Origin of the sequence: Allosphingosinicella sp. (assembly GCF_035626655.1) — a bacterium.
Lineage (GTDB): Bacteria > Pseudomonadota > Alphaproteobacteria > Sphingomonadales > Sphingomonadaceae > Allosphingosinicella.
The window spans coordinates 31,565-47,497 of the sequence record NZ_DASPNF010000014.1 but is presented as its reverse complement, the minus strand read 5'-3'; the positions used below and the strand labels follow the sequence as shown (position 1 = coordinate 47,497).

The following is a 15,933-nucleotide window of genomic DNA, read 5'->3' as shown; positions in this document are numbered from 1 at the left end:
GCGTCAGCAGCCGCAGGCCGTCTCAGAAAATCCAGGCGCCGGCGACGAAGCCGATGATCGCGCAGACCCAGTCCCGCACCTCGATGCGCCGAATGATATCCATGAAAGCCTCCTGTGCCCTTTGTGTATTGCTGACATAATACACTAAGGCAGGAGTTCAAGGGTCAGGGCTGGAGGAAGCGAAGAGCGGCAGGGAGTCGGCGGCGAGCGCGCCCTCCAGCTCGAGCAACTTGAGCTTGGTGCGCTGCCCGCCCGGCGCCGAAAAGCCGCCCATCCAGCCGCCGGCGCCGGTCACCCGATGGCAGGGAATGACGATCGGCCAGGGATTGCGGCCCAGCGCCTGCCCGACCCGGCGCGCATGGCGCACGTCGCCGAGCGCGGTGGCGATCGCGCCATAGGTCGAGGTCGCGCCGGCGGGGATCGCCCGCGTTTCCTGATAGACCGCGCGGTCGAAGGCGCTCACCGCCCGCCAGTCGAGCGCGAGGTCGGCGAAATCGTCCTTCGCGCCGCCGAGCGCGGCCGCGATCCGCGCCATCGCTGCCGCGATCGCCGGCGGCGGCGCGCCGTTATGCGCCTCGGGAAAGCGCCGCTGAAGGCGCCGGGTCGCGTCCCCGCGACCGGCCTCGGGCAATTGCGTGCCGGTGATGCCGCGCGCGTCCCAGACGATCGCGCAGAGCCCCAGCGGCGTGTCGAAGAAGGCGAAGCTCGATCTCTCCATGACGAGACTTTAGCCGATCAGTGCCGCGCGCGCGTCCTGCTTTTTGCGGTGAAACACTCCCCGCCGGGGCCGAGGAGCTAGCAACGGCAGCGCGACCTCCCTCTTTTGCCTTGTAATCATGACGGTCCCGCAACTTCTTGACAGGACGCCGCGCCCGCCTAGTGTGTGCCCGTTCGCGGTTCCGACACCATTGCAGGCTGCCTGGGTCGGGGGCTGTCCGCGGGCGGGGAGAGACCAATGAAACCCACACGCAAATTGAGCCGGCGCTCCTTTCTGGGCACCGTCGCCGGCGGGGCGATCGCGGGCGGCGCGGCGCTGACCGTCCTCACCGGCCCCGCGGAAGCGATGCAGGGCTGCAGCGACTCCGACAGCGGCCGCTATGGCGATCCGGCCGGACGGGGACGGCGCTGCGGCGGCTGCACCGACCGCGATACGGGCCGCTATGCGGACGGCGTCGGGCGCGGACGGCGCTGCGGCCGCTCGGGCCTGACCGACGGCGATTCGGGCAACCACAGCGATCCGGGCGGCAACGGACGCGGCCCGCGCCGCGGCCGGGCGACCGGCGTGACCGACGGCGACAACGGGCGCTATGCCGACCGCGCCAATTTCGGACGCGGCCCCGCACGCCGCTAGGCTGCTTCGCATCGCATCAAGGGGATGGCGGCCCTGGCTGCCGTCCCCTTTTGCCATCCGGCCCTTGGCATTGCCGCGCGCGAGCGTCTAGGGTCGGGCCCCGGCAACCGACGAGTGAGCATGATGGCCGACGACGACAGCGACTCCGAGCATCCGACGAGTGCCGCCAGGGCTGCGGCGGACCAGGCGAAGGACAAGAGCGCCCGGAACAAGCGCCTGATCACCGGCGCCGCGATCGGGATCGGCTCCGCGGCCTTGGTCGCCGCCCTGCTCTACGCCAATCGGTCGCGCAAGTCGGGCCGGAGCTGAGCTTCGCCCCTCAGGGCCTAGTCCCGGCCCGCCTTCGCCAGCTTCAGCACGCGCTCCAGCACCGCGGGATGGAGCGGCTGGGTGAATTCGCAGGTGAAGCGATAGCCGTTCACCGCCACGATCCGCGCCGGCCAGCCTTCGAGGCCCGGCAGCACGATCCACAGCAACGAGCCCATGCCGAGCGCGGCGAAGCTGTCGAAGCTTACGGTCCGCGTCGTGATCGAGTTGACGTCGATCGACCAGCGGCGCGTGCCCTCGCGCACCCGTGCCGGCAGGTTGAGCTGGATGCCCTCCTCCTGCTCGGGCTCCGGGACCGGCGGCGGCGCGGCCGGCTCGGGCGCGGCCAGCGGCGCCTCGCGCTTCCTGCGGCGCCTTTCCTTCAGCCAGACCATCAGCTCCTGCCAGCGCAATTCGGGCAGGAAGGCGATGCCGGCGACATGGTCGGTCGACCAGCGCACGACGCCGGGCTGCGGCGGCAGGCCGTCGAGCGTGATCAGCACGCGCTCCTCGACCTTGAGCTGGAACGGGACGTCGAGCTTGGCGCCGCCCTGCGAGATGTCGCGGGTGGTGACCAGCTCGGTGCCCTGCTGCGTCTCGAGCAGGGCCTGGACGACGAGCTCGACGCGCGGCATGCGGCGGCGCTCGCCGGGCTGCGAGACGATGTCCTGCGCGATCACCGCGAAGACGTCGATCGGCTCGTCGAAGCGCAGGGCGACCTCGCTGCCGCGCTGCCAGGCGATCGTGCCGCCCAGTTGCTCGCCGGTCATCAGCTCGAGATCCAGCCGCTCGCCGGGAATGACCGGCCCGTCGACCTGGACGATGGCGCCGCCCGCGGAGAGTTTGCGGATCGAGCAGACCTGGCGGATCGAGCCCACGGTGAGCGCGCCGGGCCAGAAATCGGCGGTGTCCGCCCCGGCGACATCGTCCACCGGCGGCACGTCGCCGGACAGGGAGTAGATGGTTTCCACGCGCAATCGTTCCTTGCCGATGGGCCGCCCCATTGCCCTGTTGCGCGTAGTTTCCGCCCCCGGAGGTTTACGTTTCCCTAAGCCTGCGCCGAAAGATGCGCGGCGAAGCGGATATTTGCACCGGCCCGGCGCATCTCTATGGGGACAACAGATTCGCCGTCCGGCGTCGATGGAGTCCTGCTTGCCCGAACTGCATCTCGCCGAGATCCTGCCCTTCATCCTGGTGGGATTTGCCGCGCAGCTCGTGGACGGCGCGCTCGGCATGGCCTTCGGGGTGATCTCGACGACCCTGCTCGTCAGCCGCGGCGTCGATCCGGCAGTCGCCTCGGCCAGCGTCCACGCGGTGGAGGTGTTCACGACCGGCGCCTCGGGGATCAGCCACACGATCCACGGCAATGTGAACTGGCGGCTGTTCCGCCGGATCGTCATCCCCGGGATCATCGGCGGCGTGCTCGGCGCCTATGTCCTGACCCAGATCTCGGCGGCGACGGCGCGGCCCTTCGTGCTCTCCTATCTGACTGCGATCGGTTTCTACCTGCTCTGGCGCGCGATCCGGCACCAGCAAAGGCACAAGAATCCGCGGCTGGTCGAACCGCTCGGCCTGGTCGGCGGCTTCCTCGACGCCGCGGGCGGCGGCGGCTGGGGACCGGTGGTGACCTCGAACCTGCTTGCCCAAGGCGCGCATCCGAGGAAGGTGATCGGCACGGTCAACACCGCCGAATTCTTCATCGCGCTGACCATTTCAGCGACCTTCCTGGTCTCGCTCAAGGCCGAGGCTTTCACGACGGCGATGGCGGGGTTGCTGATCGGCGGGCTGGCGGCCGCACCGGTCGGGGCTTTGGTCGCCAAGAGGCTGCCGACGCGGCCGCTGCTGATCCTGGTCAGCATCGTGCTGATCCTGACCAGCGCCTACGGGATCTACACCTCGCTCAGGGGCTGAGGTCCTCGCGGCCATACCATTCGTCGAGCCGCATCAGCTGGTCGTAATCGCCATACGGCGCATATTCGGGGTGGAGCTTGGCGGTGAACGGCTCGCTGCCGGTCAGCCAGCTCTCTGCCGCGGCGATGAAATGGGCGGCGGCGAGCGCGGTGAAATCCGCCGCGTCCAGCCCGTTCCGGCCGCCGATCGGGCTGGCGACATAGCCGCGCTGCCCCGCCCGCTCGCCGGAAGGCGCGCGCGCCAGCGACCAATATTCGAAGCAGGCGGCGGCGCCGTCTATCCCCTCGAAGCCGCCTTGCTCCGCGATCAGGCCGAGCAGGCCGAGCTGCAGCGAATAACCGGCGCCGACCGCCTTCTTCTGCGGCGGCTGGCCGGTCTTGTAATCGACGATGGCGAGGCCGCCGTCCGCCATCCGGTCGACCCGGTCGAACTTGCCGCCGAGCTTCACCCCGGCAATCTCGATCGCACCCCAGCGCTCGGCGGCGAGCGGGCGGCGGCCTTCCTTCTGGTTGGCCTCGACCTGGCCGGCAATGAAGTCGATCGCCTCGCTGAGCAGAGGCTGCCAGAGCGCGCGCATCAAGGGGTGCGCTTCCTGCGCCTCCAGCAACGCGTCGGCGCGGGCGCGCAGCTTCGCCGGGTCGCACTCGTCCTCCTTCATCCAGGCCTCGAGCACCTCGTGTACGGCGCTGCCGCGCCAGGCCGCGGTGGGATCGGCGTCGACCGGATCGAGCGCCATCAGGTTCAGCAGCTTGCGGGCGTAGAAGGCATAGGGATCGGCCTTCAGCCGGTCGACCTCGGTGACCGAGATGGTGCGCGGTCGCTCGGCGCTGTCAGGTGAAGGCGCCGGACGATTCGCGGGCCGATGGCCCGCCGGCCGGTCGATCGCCTCCGCCCATTTGCGAAGCGCGGGCGCGCGGGTGAGGCCGCCCGTCATCGCTTCCAGCCTGAGCCAGAAGCGCGACGCGATGGCGGGAGCGCGGGCGTCGCGGCGGGCGCGGGTGACGAGCACGCGCGGGGCGCCCAGCGCGGAGGCGAAATCGTGCGCGGCAAGGCCGATCCGCCGCTCCAGCGAGGGCAGGCCGAGCTCGGCGCGGAGCCGCGGCGCCAGCCAGGGGTCGGGCGCGGGCAGAGCGGGCCAGGTGCCCTCGTTGAGGCCGCCGAGCACGAGCAGGTCCGCATGCTGCAACCGGGCCTCGAGCAGACCCCAGATGAACAGGCGCGGATGCTGGCCATAGGGCGGGCGCACCGCCTCGGCGGCGAGCAGCGAATCGAGCAGGGCCGGAAGCTCCGCCGCCTGCACGCGCTCGGGCCCCTGCGCCGCCGCCAGCTCGTAATCGGCGAGCATCTGCGCCGCCGCCCGCCCCTCGGGCCGCGCCCAGGCCGCGTCGCCGGCCAAAGCCGTCACCGCGGTGCGGAGCGCGGCGAGCAGGTCGGCCAGGCTGGCGGCCGTCTCCGCCGCCTGCTCCAGCGGCGCGAGCAGGGGGACGGCCCCTGCCCACCAGCGCGCCGCCTCCGCGCGCAGGCGCGCGGTCCGGTCGTCGCCCTCGGCGAGCCGGGCGGCGATCCCGTCAAGGCCGGCGGGCGGGCGCGGCCCGCGCAGCGCCAGGTCGAGCAGGCGCACGCCGTCGAGCCAGCCGAGCCGGTCGCCGCCGGCCATGACCAGGGGATGCTTGAGGAAGGCGAGCAGCGCCACCGGCGCGAAGCGTTCGGCGGCGGCGCTGGCGGCGGCGAGCAGCAGGGTCCCGGGCGGCGTCTGTGACAGCGGGCGGCCGGCCGAATCGTCGGCCTCGATCCCCCAGCGGCGCAGATGCGCCGAGACCCGGCGGGCGAGGTTGCGGTCGGGGGTCACCAGCGCGGCGGTCCGGGCCGGTTCCTCCAGCGCCTCGCGCAGCGCCAGCGCAATCGCCTGCGCCTCCTCGGCCGGATCGGCCAGCTCGAGCGCGCGGACGCCGGTCAGCCGGCGCTCGGCGGCGTTCAGCGCCTGCCATTTGCTGGTGAAAGCGGGCGGCGCCATGGCATGGGCGATGGCGCGGCTGCGCGCGGCGGGCGCGTCCCTGCCGCCGCCCCGCCACCAGCGCATGACCTCGCCGCGGCCGACGCCCATCCGGTCGAGCAGCAGCTTCAGGTGGAATTGCGGATGGGTCTCGAGCGACGGCCGGCGGCGGCCGGTCGACTCGTCCGCATCGTGGGGGCCGAGCGCGCGCCATTCGCCCTCCGGCATGGCGAGATCGAGCCCGGGGAGCACCACCGACCCCTGCTCCAGCCGCGCGACGGCGGCGAGCAGGCGGGCGACGGCCGGCGCTGAAGTGGTGATGCCAGCCGCACAGACGAAACCGGCCGGGGGCCGGGAGCGCCAGCGCGCGGCGACGGCATCGAGCAGGCGGTTGCGCCGCGCAGCGAGGTCGAGCCGGCCGAGCCGCGCCAGCTCCGCCGGCCAGTCGGCGAGGATGAGCTGGAGCTGGTCGAGCGATTTCTGCCAGTGGATGGAGAGATCGGGGAGGTCCTGCGCGAAGCCGCGGAGCCGCGCCGGCTCCACCTCCTCGATCAGCAGCTGGTCGAGCGTCCGGCCCAGTTCCCCGGCAAGCCGCAGCGCCTCGGCGGCGTCGCATGAGCGGTGGCGCTGGACGAGGCGGGCGAGCAGCATCAGCCGCCGGGCCGGCTCGATCGCGGGCGGCACCGGCGCGCCGTCCAGCGGCTCCAGCATGCCGCCGATCCTCTCGTCGAGCGCCGGATCGCCGACCGGCACCAGCCGCGGCAGCAGCAGCCCGCCGCCCGAGCGCCGGACGAAGGCGTCCTGGATCGCCCGCGCCGCGCGATTGTTCGGCACCAGCACGATGCCTTGGGCAAGGCCGGTGACGGCGCGGCCATGCTGCGCGATCAGACCCGCGGCGAGCGCATCCGCGAAAGCACGGTGGGGCGGAATGGTGAAGACCTTCGGCGTCACGCGGTCAGGCTAAACGGCACCCAACCGTCATTCCAGCGAAAGCTGGAAACTCACTTCCTGAAGGCAAAGGGATTCCAGCTTTCGCTGGAATGACGAGAACCTGGCCTAAGCCGCTTCCAGCAGCGCCTCGGTCACCGCGATATTCTCCGGCTGGCCGATGTCGAACCACAGGCCCTGATGGACCGCGCCAAAGCAGCGCCCGGCCGCGATCGCCCGGTTCCAGAGCAGGTTGGTCGAGAAGGGCCCCTCCGGCACGTCGCCTTCGAACAGCCGCTTCGAAACCATTTGAATCCCGGTGTAAACGAAGGGCGCCACGCCATTGGGCTTGCGGCGCCTGAGCGCGCCCTGGGCGTTCATGTGGAAGTCGCCGCGGCCGCGATGGCAATTGGCGCGGGCATGGGGGACGACGAGCAGCAGCGCGTCCATGGTCGCGTCGTTCCAGTGCGAGGCGAGCAGGCGCAGCGTGTCCACCGGCCCGTCCACCCAGAAATTGTCGGCATTGATGACGAGGAACGGATCGGCGTCGATCAGGGGCAAGGCCTTGACCACGCCGCCGCCGGTTTCGAGCAATTGCTTGCGCTCGTCGGAGACAATGATCTCAATATCCTTCACGCGGTTCTTGAGATGCGCCTCCAGCTGTGGAGCGAGATAGTGGACGTTGACCACGGCCTTTCGGACGCCGGCCGCTTTCAGATGGTCCAGGCAATGATCGATCAGGGTGACTCCGGCCACGGTCACCAGCGGCTTGGGCCGGGTCGCGGTCAGCGGCCGCATGCGCTTGCCGAGCCCGGCCGCCATCACCATCGCGGTCCTCGGCACCGCCGCCTCCGGATCCGGCCGGAGGGCCAGGGGTTTCCTGTAGCGGCTCATGCCGCGATCTCCTCGAGCCAGGGGGCGGCGCGCGCCGCTTCAGGGATATGGGTATCGAACCAGGCGCGGACCGGAGCCAGCGACGGCTGCACCAGGTCACGTTCGAGCAGCCCCCACATGCGCGGCTGGAACTTGCGGTAGCCGGGCTTGCCGTCGCGCTTCCACAAGCGCGTGAAGACGCCGAGGATGCGGGTGTTGCGCTGCGCGGCGAGCGCCCAATAAGCGCGTTCGAAGTCAGGACCTTGCCCCGTGGCCCTCAAATAGCGATCGATCATCGCCCGCTCGACCGAAGGGGTGACGTCGCGCCGCGCATCCTCGAGGATGGAGACCAGGTCGTAGGCCGGGTGGCCGGAGACGGCGTCCTGAAAGTCGAGCAGGCCGAGACGGGCGATGCCGTCGCGTCCGGCGATCAGCATGATATTCTCCGCATGATAGTCGCGCAGCACCGTCACGGGGCCGAGACCGTCGGCGGCGACCGGCGCGAGCACCTCGGTCCACGCGGCCTCCCAACCCGGCATGTCGGGCTCGATGCCGAAGGTGGGACAATACCAGTTGGTGAACAGGTGAAGCTCGGACAGCCATTCGTCGAGCCCGTGCGGCCTCAGGCCCGGCATGGGCGGCTGGCGATGCAGATGGACGAGCAAATCCGTGGCGGCCTCGTACAGCGCCGTTTCCCGGTCCAGCGCCACATCGAGCGCCTCGCGGAGGCGGTCGTCGCCGAAATCGTCGATCAGCAGCAGGCCGCGGTCGAGATCCCGGCCGATTATAGTCGGCGCCGAGAGGCCGGCGCCGCCCAGCCATTCGGCGACGGCGATGAACGGCCGCGGATCCTCGTGGGGCGGCGGCGCGTCCATGAGCACGGCACGGCGCCCCGCGCCGACGACCCGGAAATAGCGCCGGAAGCTGGCATCGCCGGCCAGCGGCCTGATCTCGCAATCGCCCCAGCCGAGTCCGGCAAGGAATTCGGGCGCTTCAGGGGGGGGAATCATGGGGGCGGCCATCGGCCTCCCCAAGCGGGCGGCACCTCAGCTGTCAAGGCGCGCGCGCCGTCCGGCCGGATCGCAAGGCTGAGCCGCAGGCAATCGTCCCAAAGCCGGGGCAGCCGCTCGGGCCATTCGATCAGAAGCACCGCGTCGATCCGGGCGTCGTCCAGGCCGAGCTCGGCAAGCTCCTCCTCATGCTCTATCCGGTAGAGATCGACGTGCCAGAGCGGCGGCACGGTGTCGTAGACCTGCACGATCGGGAAGGTCGGGCTCGCCACGTCGCCGGCGAAACCGAGCCCGCGCAGCACGCCCCGCGCCAGGGTGGTCTTGCCCGCGCCGAGCGTCCCGAACAGGGCAACCGCGTCGCCGGCGCGGAGTTGCGCGGCGAGGGCGTGGCCGAGACGTTCGGTCGCTTCCGCATCCGGCAGCAGGATCATTCCGCGACCTGCGGTACCGGCCAGTCGGCCTGCTGCTCGGCGGTGCGCGGCAGCCGGATGGTGACCGTCGTCCCCTCCCCGACCGCGGACTGCAGCGCGATCGAGCCGCCATGCGCCTCTACGAACTGCTTGGCGAGCGGCAGGCCGAGGCCGACCGCCGCCTCCTCGCCGGTGCGCCCCTCGACGGTGCGGCTGAAGCGGTCGAACACCCGCGCCTGGTCGGCCGGGGCGATGCCGGCGCCATTGTCGGAGACGATGATCCGCGCCTCGTCGCGGTCGCCTTCGGCACGGAGCAGGATGCGGCCGCCCGCCTGGGTGTAGGAAATGGCGTTCTTGAGGATATTGCCGAGCGCCTGGCCGAGCCGGCGCGGATCGCCGGTGACAATCCCGACCTCGGGCTCGATCTCGGCGACGAAGGTGATGCCGCCGCGCACCGCCGCCTGCTCGACGGGCCCGGCAATGTCGGTGCAGAGCAAAGCGAGATCGACCTCGTCCTCGGCAAGCAGCAGGCTGCCGGTCTCGCTCTGGGTGAGGTCGAGCACATTGTCGATCAGCGCGCCGAGACGGACGACGCTGTCGAGGATCGCCGTCACATATTCGGTGGCCACGGGCGGCAGCGCGCCGCCATAGCCCTCGGCCAGCATCTCCGCGAAGCCGCCGATCGAGGTCAGGGGGGTGCGCAGCTCGTAGCTCATGTTGGAGACGAAGGCGGTCTTCAGCCGGTCCGCCTCCTCCAGCGCCTCGGTGCGCTCGCGCAGCGCCGCCTCGACCTTCCGGCTGTCGGTGATGTCGAGCATGATGAAGAGCGCATTGCCGTCAGGCAGTGGCACCGCGGCAAACTCGAACTCCCGCCCGTCGACGAGCGCCACGCGGCCGCTGCGCTGCTTGCGCTCGACGGTGGCGCTGCGGACCAGCTCGCGGACCAGGCCGGCATGGCTGGCGCGCTTCAGCTTCGGTGCGAGCAAAGGCGTGAGCGCGTCGACGCGCGGATGGCCGGCGAGCTGCTCCTCCTCCAGACCCCACAATTCCTTGAAGCGGTTGTTCCAGAGGTTGAGCCGGCCGTCGGCCGCGAACACGCCGACCGCCTCGAACAGATTGTCAAAGGTGGCGGTGCGCACGCGCAGCAGGGTGTCGCGGGCGGAGGCGAGCTGGATCTGCTCGGTCCGGTCCTCGAAGATGGTGAGCAGGCCGCCGTCGGGCAAAGGCTGGGCGACGACGCGCAGATGATTGCCGCCGGGCAGCAGCCAGTCCTCCTCCTCCGCCGCCAGGCCCGAGGTGAACCACTGGCGGTGCTCCTCCTTCCAGTCCGGGAAGTCGCGGACCTCGGGCAGGTTCCCCGCCTCGCGCATCGCATCGATCACCCGGTCGAATTCGGGCCGGTCGGCGAGGAAGTCCGGCGTCAGCGAGAAGAGCCGGGCGAAGGGCTGGTTGAAGAAGATCAGGCTGCGGTCCCGGCCGAACTGGGCCACGCCGGCGGAAAGCCGGTCGAGCATGTCGCGCTGGGCGCGGACGAAGCGGTTCAGGTCGACGCGCGCCTGCTCCTGGTCCTCGACGTCGATCGCATAGCCGGCGACGCCGCCCTGGCCGAGCGGCACCTCGACCACCTGCATCATCCGCCGCTCGCCCGAGATGGTGGCCGGGACGGTGCGGATCACCGCCTCCTGCCCGTCGCGGACCCGCGCCGCCGCCGCTTCCGGGCCGAGCCCGTCGGTATCGTCGGTCAGCTCGATTCCCGCCCGGATCACGTCGCCGGCGTCCTCGCCCTCGACCGCCCGGACATAGGCGCCGTTCACCATGGCGAGCTTCAGGTCCGGACCGCGGTGCCACATCGGGAACGGCGCGGCCTCGAGCAGGCCGGACAGAGCGTCGAGCGCGGCCGAGCGCCGCTCGAGCCGGCCGGCGAGCGCCGCCGACGCCTCCTCGGCTTCGGTCACGTCGATGAACCAGAGCAGGACGGCGCGCTCGCCATGACCGGCCGGCGCCGGGCCGCCGTCGACCCGGAAGCTGCGCGTCGAGCCGGCCGGGCGCAGGGTCAGGGTGAAGCTGCCGCCCGCCGCCGCGTCGGCGACATGGCCGCCGAGTCCGGCCGCCGCGTCCGCGGCGAAGGGCGCGTCCTCGCCGAACAGGCCCATCCAGCGCGCCGGCAGCGCGGCGAGGCCGAGCGCGCCCGCCAGCCGGGGCGAGCCGGCAATGCTGCCGTCCGCAGCGACGATCAGAGCCATGGCCGGCCCGGCTTCGAGCAGGGAGGCGAGCCGCTCGCTCTCGCCGGCAACCGCCTCCGCCCGCTGCGCCGCGTGCCAGGCGCGGCGCGTCAGCCAGAAGGCGGCGGCGAGCCAGGCGCCGGCGACCAGGGCGACGAGGATCAGAAGAAGCAGTGAGGGGGCCGGCATCGCGCCTGTCTAAACGCCGCGAGGGGCAAGCGGAAGTCCGGCCGGGAAGCCGCCCGGGCGCGCGGCCGGCGGCCGCATATGTGGGCCGAAACAACATGTTGCAAAAGCGCTACACTGGCTGAACTTTCGATGAACGTCCGCACGATCCTCTTGAATCGCAGGGGTAAGTGGGCTGTGGCTGCATGGTCTACCTGGCACATGTCGTGTTCCGGTGCGATTCTCTTTGGGGGAGAATAGATAATGAAGAAGTTTGGACTGCTCAGCTCGAGCGCTATGGGCTCCGCTGCGCTCTTTGGCCTGTCGCTGGCGTTTGCGGCGCCGGCCTACGCCCAGGACGATCCGGCCCCGCCGGCCACTGCGTCCGATCAGGACCAGGCCGATGACCAGGGTGGCCAGAACGTCGAAGTGACCGGCACCCGCATCCGCCGGCCGAACATCGAATCGAACGTCCCCATCGTCTCGGTGACGGCGGACGAGATCGCCGACGGCGATCCCAGCGTCGGCGACGCCCTCAACGACCTGCCGTCGCTGCGTTCCACCTTCAGCCAGGCCAACTCGGTCCGCTTCATCGGCACGACCGGCCTCAACATCCTCGACCTTCGCGGTCTCGGCACCGCCCGCACCCTGGTGCTGGTCAACGGCCGCCGTCACATCACGGCGAGCCCGGGCGACTATCTGGTCGACGTCAACACCATCCCGAGCGACCTCATCGAGCGCATCGACGTGATCACGGGCGGCAGCTCGGCGGTCTACGGTTCGGACGCCATTGCGGGCGTGGTCAACTTCGTGCTGCGCCAGGACTATGACGGCATCCGTCTGCGCGGCCAGGGCGGCATCTCCCAGCAGGGCGACCGCGGCATCCAGTTCGTCTCGCTCACCGCGGGCCGCAACTTCGCGGACGATCGCGCCAACGTCGCGATCAACCTCGAATATGTGAATGCCGAAGCCCTCTATTTCGGCGACCGCCCGATCCTCACCGGTGCCTATGACGGCCGCTGCCAGGTCAACCTGGCAGAGTTCACCGCAGGCGAGCCGCAGGCCGGCGACGGCGTGCCGGATCAGCTGTTCTTCTGCGGCGTCCGTAACGCCAGCATCTCCAACGGCGGTACCGTTCCGGGCAATGCCACTGCGGCGCAGTGTCAGAGCGCGGCCTTCGGTCCGCTGGGCGCGAGCGCGGCACTCGGCGCGGCGCGCTGCCTCAATCCCGGCACGCCGCTCGGCCAGCCGCGGCTGTTCCGCTTCAACGAGCTGGGCCAGCTCCTCCAGGACGTCCCCTGCTTCGACTTCCGGCCGTTCGCGTCGGGCAACATCATCTCCTGCCCGACCAGCACGGTTCCGGGGGCGACGCTGCGCAACACCGGCCAGATCGCGCCGGGCCTCGACCGCTACACGGCGAACATCCTGTTCCACTTCGACATTTCGGAGGCGTTCAGGCCGTTCTTCGAGGGCAAGTACGTCCACATCTTCTCGCGGCAGCAGGGCCAGCCGAGCTTCTTCGGCCCGGTCTCCGGCACGTTCGGCCTGCCGGCCTCGTTCAACCAGCGCTGCGACAACGCCTTCCTCGACGCGGCGGACATTGCGACGCTGCGGTCGATCGGCGAGTGCGAGACGGCGGGCGGCGCGTTCAACCCGGCCGACACCTTCCCGCTGCAGCGCTTCAACACCGACTTCGGCGGCCGCGCAGAGCTCGTCACGCGCGATACCTATCGCTTCGTGGCCGGTATCCGTGGCGACTTCAACGAGGACTGGAACTACGAGATCTCGTTCAACTACGGCCATGTGGACATCCACCAGGACGAGCTGAACGACCTCATCCTCACCGACATCAACGGCAATTTCGACGGCTTCTTCCTCGCCTATGATTCGGTGCTGGTGAACGGCGTTCCGACCTGCCGGGTCAATGCCGACGCCGATCCGACCAACGACAGCGCGGCCTGCGTCCCGGTCGACCTGTTCGGCCAGGGCCGGCCTTCGGCTGCGGCGATCGACTTCATGACCACGACCTCGTTCGTGGACCAGGAAGCGAGCGAGTATAACGTCGTTGCCTATGTGAACGGCGACCTCTCGCAGCTCTTCGAGCTGCCGGGCGGTCCGATCCGCTTCGTGGTCGGCGGCGAGTATCGCCGCGAGACTGCCTTCCTCGAGGCCGATCCGCTGTCGGCGGCCGGCGGCACCTTCTTCAACGCCTTCGCGACCTTCGATCCGCCGGCGCTTGAAGTCTGGGAAGCCTTCGGCGAGGTCGAGATCCCGCTGCTCCGCGATCTTCCGTTCGCGCAGGAGCTCACGCTCACGGCGGCGGGCCGCTACTCGGACTACAACGATGCCGCTGGTACCGCGGGAAGCACCTTCTCGTACAACATCAACGGCACCTGGGCTCCGGTTCGCGACATCCGCTTCCGCGCCAACTACTCCAAGTCGGTCCGCGTCCCGACGCTGACTGACCTGTTCACGGTGGCGTCGCAGAACTTCGCGTTCATCCAGGATCCGTGTGACGTCGTGAACATCGGCAACGGCACGGCGAACCGCGGACCGAACTGCGCGGCGGACGGCATCCCGGTCGGCTTCATCAACACGCCGGCCCGGACGCAGTCGACGGGCTTCTTCTCGCAGGGCAACCCGTTCCTGACCGAGGAAACCGGCAAGTCGCTGACGGTCGGCACGGTGATCACGCCGCGCTGGGTCCCGGGCCTGAGCATCACGGTCGACTATTACCGGATCCGGGTGGACAACCTGATCGCCGTTCTCGGCGCCCAGGTCATCCTGAACCAGTGCTACGACCTGCCGCGTCCGAACCAGTTCTGCACGTTGCTGTTCCCGCGTAATGCGGACTTCACGTTCCAGAACCCGGCCCTGATCTCGGGCGGCGTGAACTTCGCGAAGTTCGCGGCGGACGGCATCGACATGGAGCTGAGCTATCGCCGGACGTTCGAGAACGGGCATCGCCTGAACCTGCGGGCGATCGCGACCTACGTCATCCGTCGCGACAACTTCACCAGCCCGACCGATCCGACGTTCCGCGACCGGATTCTCAGCGAGCTGGGTGATCCGCAATGGTCGGCGAACCTCAACATCAGCTACGGGATCGGGCCGTGGGATCTGCGCTGGTCGATGAACTATATCGGCAAGCAGGTGATCGCCACGCCGGCGCAGGGCGGCTACGAGACCGCCTTCGGCATCGACGGGCGTCCGCCGCAGAATGCGGATCTCAACTCGCCGATCTACTATCCGGACGTGCTCTATCATGCGGTTCGCCTGAGCTATCGCGTGAACGAGCGGTTCCAGTTCTATGCCGGTATCGACAATGTGTTCGACACCGATCCGCGCCTGTTCCGGAACACTTTCGGGTCGACCGGCTCCGCGGGCGGCTCGGCCTACGACTATATCGGCCGCTACTTCTACGCCGGCGCGATCGTCGACTTCTAGGTCGGGGATTCACCGGAACCTTTCGGGGCCGCCTTCGGGCGGCCCCTTTTTTTTGCGCGGACAAAGGCAGGCACAGAGGCCGCGCCGCGGAGGCCGCCCCGGATCGTCCTGCCCTGCTGTGATGAAGGCCGGCGTCAGCCGGCGGCCTGCCCGGGGTTCTGCGCGTCGATGGCCTCGAAGATCGCGGTGACGGCGCGCCGCTCGTCCCCGCTCAGCTCGGGGCGCCAGATGTCGAAGATCAGCACGACCCGATCCTCCTTGCTGTCGTTCCAGGCCTCGTGCTCGATCGTATCGTCGAAGATCAGCAGCTTGCCGACCTCCCATTCGCGCACCTCGTTGCCGACGCGGAAGCCGCAGCCCGGCGGCACGATCAGCGGCAGGTGGCAGATCAGGCGCGTGTTGATCATGCCGTTATGCGCCTCGATCCGGGCCCCCGGCTTCAAAAGCGAGAACAGGATGGACGGCGCGCGCGTGGTGATGTGGGGGAGCGGCAGGCGCTGCATCGCCGCGAAGCTCTTCGGAAAGCGCGCGACATTCTGCTCCACCGGCCCGCCATTCTCCCAGAGGTAGAGCGTGCTCCAGTCCGGATTGTCGAGCAGCCCGTGAAAATCGTAGGTGGGCCGGTCCTCCCGCGCCTGCAGATAGGGGCGGAAAGGCACGTCCGCGGCAAGCGCGGCATTGAGCTCCTCGAGCATGTCCCCGGCGGCGGCCTCGACAGCCGGGACCCAGTCGAACTCCTCGCGCTCATAATATTGGCGCTGCGGCAGGCCGGGGAAATAATAGGCGCTGGGCTGCTGGAAATAGACCTGCTTCTCCTCGAGCAGGATGGCAATCGATTCCCGGAACCGCGCCGATTGCGCCTCGGGGCCGAGGCCTGCCTCGGCGAGATAGGCTTCGAGCCGCGCGCGGGAGCGGCCCGAAAAGGCGCGCGCCGCCTGCTCCACCCTGGCCAGCTCGGCCTTGAGGTCGGCCGGCAGCTCGCCGAGCTGCGCCGCAAGCCTCAGCACATTGTTGTAGAAGCTGGCCGCGGCCGCCTCGTCGCCGCCGGCACCGCGCGCATCGCCCTTCATGATCAGCGCGCGCAGGTTGCGATTGTCGCGCCGCAGCACCTCGTCCGCGGCCCGCTCGGCGGCGCCATGATCGCCGAGCGTCGCGCAGCTGTGCGCGAGCAGCAACCAGATCTGGGCATTGGCGCGCCCGCTCGCCGCGAGCCGTTCGAAGCTCTGGCGCGCGGCCGCGGCATTGCCGGCGCGCAGCGCCTCGGCGCCGGCGCGCGCCAGCTGTTCCGCATCGGCCATGCTGAGCTGCTGCTGCATAT

13 protein-coding genes are annotated in these 15,933 nt (G+C 70.1%); 4 read left to right on the top strand and 9 right to left on the bottom strand.

Features of this window, described 5'->3' with window-relative positions; translation table 11 throughout:
* Positions 1 to 22: 22 nt before the first annotated feature.
* Positions 23 to 145, bottom strand: a complete 123-nt coding sequence (locus tag VEC11_RS13390; RefSeq protein WP_464132178.1) for a hypothetical protein — start codon at positions 143 to 145, stop codon at positions 23 to 25.
* 12 nt (positions 146 to 157) lie between these two features.
* Positions 158 to 718 (bottom strand): methylated-DNA--[protein]-cysteine S-methyltransferase, encoded by a 561-nt coding sequence (locus VEC11_RS13385; protein ID WP_464132173.1) that lies wholly within the window; start codon positions 716 to 718, stop codon positions 158 to 160.
* A 237-nt stretch (positions 719 to 955) separates the two neighbouring features.
* Here VEC11_RS13385 and VEC11_RS13380 point away from each other — a divergent pair, with 237 nt between their 5' ends.
* Positions 956 to 1,351 carry a twin-arginine translocation signal domain-containing protein gene (locus tag VEC11_RS13380; RefSeq protein ID WP_464132169.1) on the top strand — a complete coding sequence of 132 codons (396 nt, stop codon included), beginning with the start codon at positions 956 to 958 and terminating at the stop codon, positions 1,349 to 1,351.
* Positions 1,352 to 1,474: 123 nt separating this feature from the next.
* A complete protein-coding gene (locus tag VEC11_RS13375; RefSeq protein WP_464132165.1) occupies positions 1,475 to 1,660 on the top strand; it encodes a hypothetical protein in 186 nt (61 codons plus the stop codon).
* Positions 1,661 to 1,677: 17 nt separating this feature from the next.
* On the opposite strand, the gene VEC11_RS13370 is transcribed toward VEC11_RS13375, so the two are convergent.
* A complete protein-coding gene (locus tag VEC11_RS13370; RefSeq protein ID WP_464132163.1) occupies positions 1,678 to 2,628 on the bottom strand; it encodes a PilZ domain-containing protein in 951 nt (316 codons plus the stop codon).
* 169 nt (positions 2,629 to 2,797) lie between these two features.
* Here VEC11_RS13370 and VEC11_RS13365 point away from each other — a divergent pair, with 169 nt between their 5' ends.
* On the top strand, positions 2,798 to 3,568 hold the full coding sequence (locus VEC11_RS13365) for a sulfite exporter TauE/SafE family protein (RefSeq protein ID WP_464132161.1): 771 nt from the start codon (positions 2,798 to 2,800) through the stop codon (positions 3,566 to 3,568).
* Here VEC11_RS13365 and addB read toward each other — a convergent pair.
* From addB to VEC11_RS13340, 5 genes are all read right to left on the bottom strand, one after another.
* Positions 3,558 to 6,512 carry a double-strand break repair protein AddB gene (gene addB, locus VEC11_RS13360; protein ID WP_464132159.1) on the bottom strand — a complete coding sequence of 985 codons (2,955 nt, stop codon included), beginning with the start codon at positions 6,510 to 6,512 and terminating at the stop codon, positions 3,558 to 3,560. The two genes, VEC11_RS13365 and addB, sit on opposite strands and share 11 nt — an antisense overlap.
* A 105-nt stretch (positions 6,513 to 6,617) precedes the next feature.
* Positions 6,618 to 7,382: a nucleotidyltransferase family protein gene (locus tag VEC11_RS13355; RefSeq protein ID WP_464132157.1), complete on the bottom strand. Its 765-nt coding sequence runs from the start codon at positions 7,380 to 7,382 to the stop codon at positions 6,618 to 6,620.
* Positions 7,379 to 8,371 (bottom strand): aminoglycoside phosphotransferase family protein, encoded by a 993-nt coding sequence (locus VEC11_RS13350; protein ID WP_464132153.1) that lies wholly within the window; start codon positions 8,369 to 8,371, stop codon positions 7,379 to 7,381. Before VEC11_RS13350 ends, VEC11_RS13355 begins: the two co-directional genes overlap by 4 nt.
* Positions 8,368 to 8,802: a tRNA (adenosine(37)-N6)-threonylcarbamoyltransferase complex ATPase subunit type 1 TsaE gene (gene tsaE, locus VEC11_RS13345; protein ID WP_464132149.1), complete on the bottom strand. Its 435-nt coding sequence runs from the start codon at positions 8,800 to 8,802 to the stop codon at positions 8,368 to 8,370. Before tsaE ends, VEC11_RS13350 begins: the two co-directional genes overlap by 4 nt.
* Positions 8,799 to 11,192, bottom strand: coding sequence for a sensor histidine kinase (locus VEC11_RS13340; RefSeq protein WP_464132146.1), 2,394 nt, complete (start codon positions 11,190 to 11,192; stop codon positions 8,799 to 8,801). Before VEC11_RS13340 ends, tsaE begins: the two co-directional genes overlap by 4 nt.
* A 240-nt stretch (positions 11,193 to 11,432) precedes the next feature.
* Between VEC11_RS13340 and VEC11_RS13335 the strand changes: the two genes are divergently transcribed.
* Positions 11,433 to 14,615, top strand: coding sequence for a TonB-dependent receptor domain-containing protein (locus tag VEC11_RS13335; protein WP_464132143.1), 3,183 nt, complete (start codon positions 11,433 to 11,435; stop codon positions 14,613 to 14,615).
* A gap of 134 nt (positions 14,616 to 14,749) precedes the next feature.
* Here the strand turns inward: VEC11_RS13335 and VEC11_RS13330 are convergent, their stop codons facing one another.
* Positions 14,750 to 15,931, bottom strand: coding sequence for an aspartyl/asparaginyl beta-hydroxylase domain-containing protein (locus tag VEC11_RS13330; RefSeq protein ID WP_464132141.1), 1,182 nt, complete (start codon positions 15,929 to 15,931; stop codon positions 14,750 to 14,752).
* Between the last annotated feature and the right edge of the window lie 2 nt (positions 15,932 to 15,933).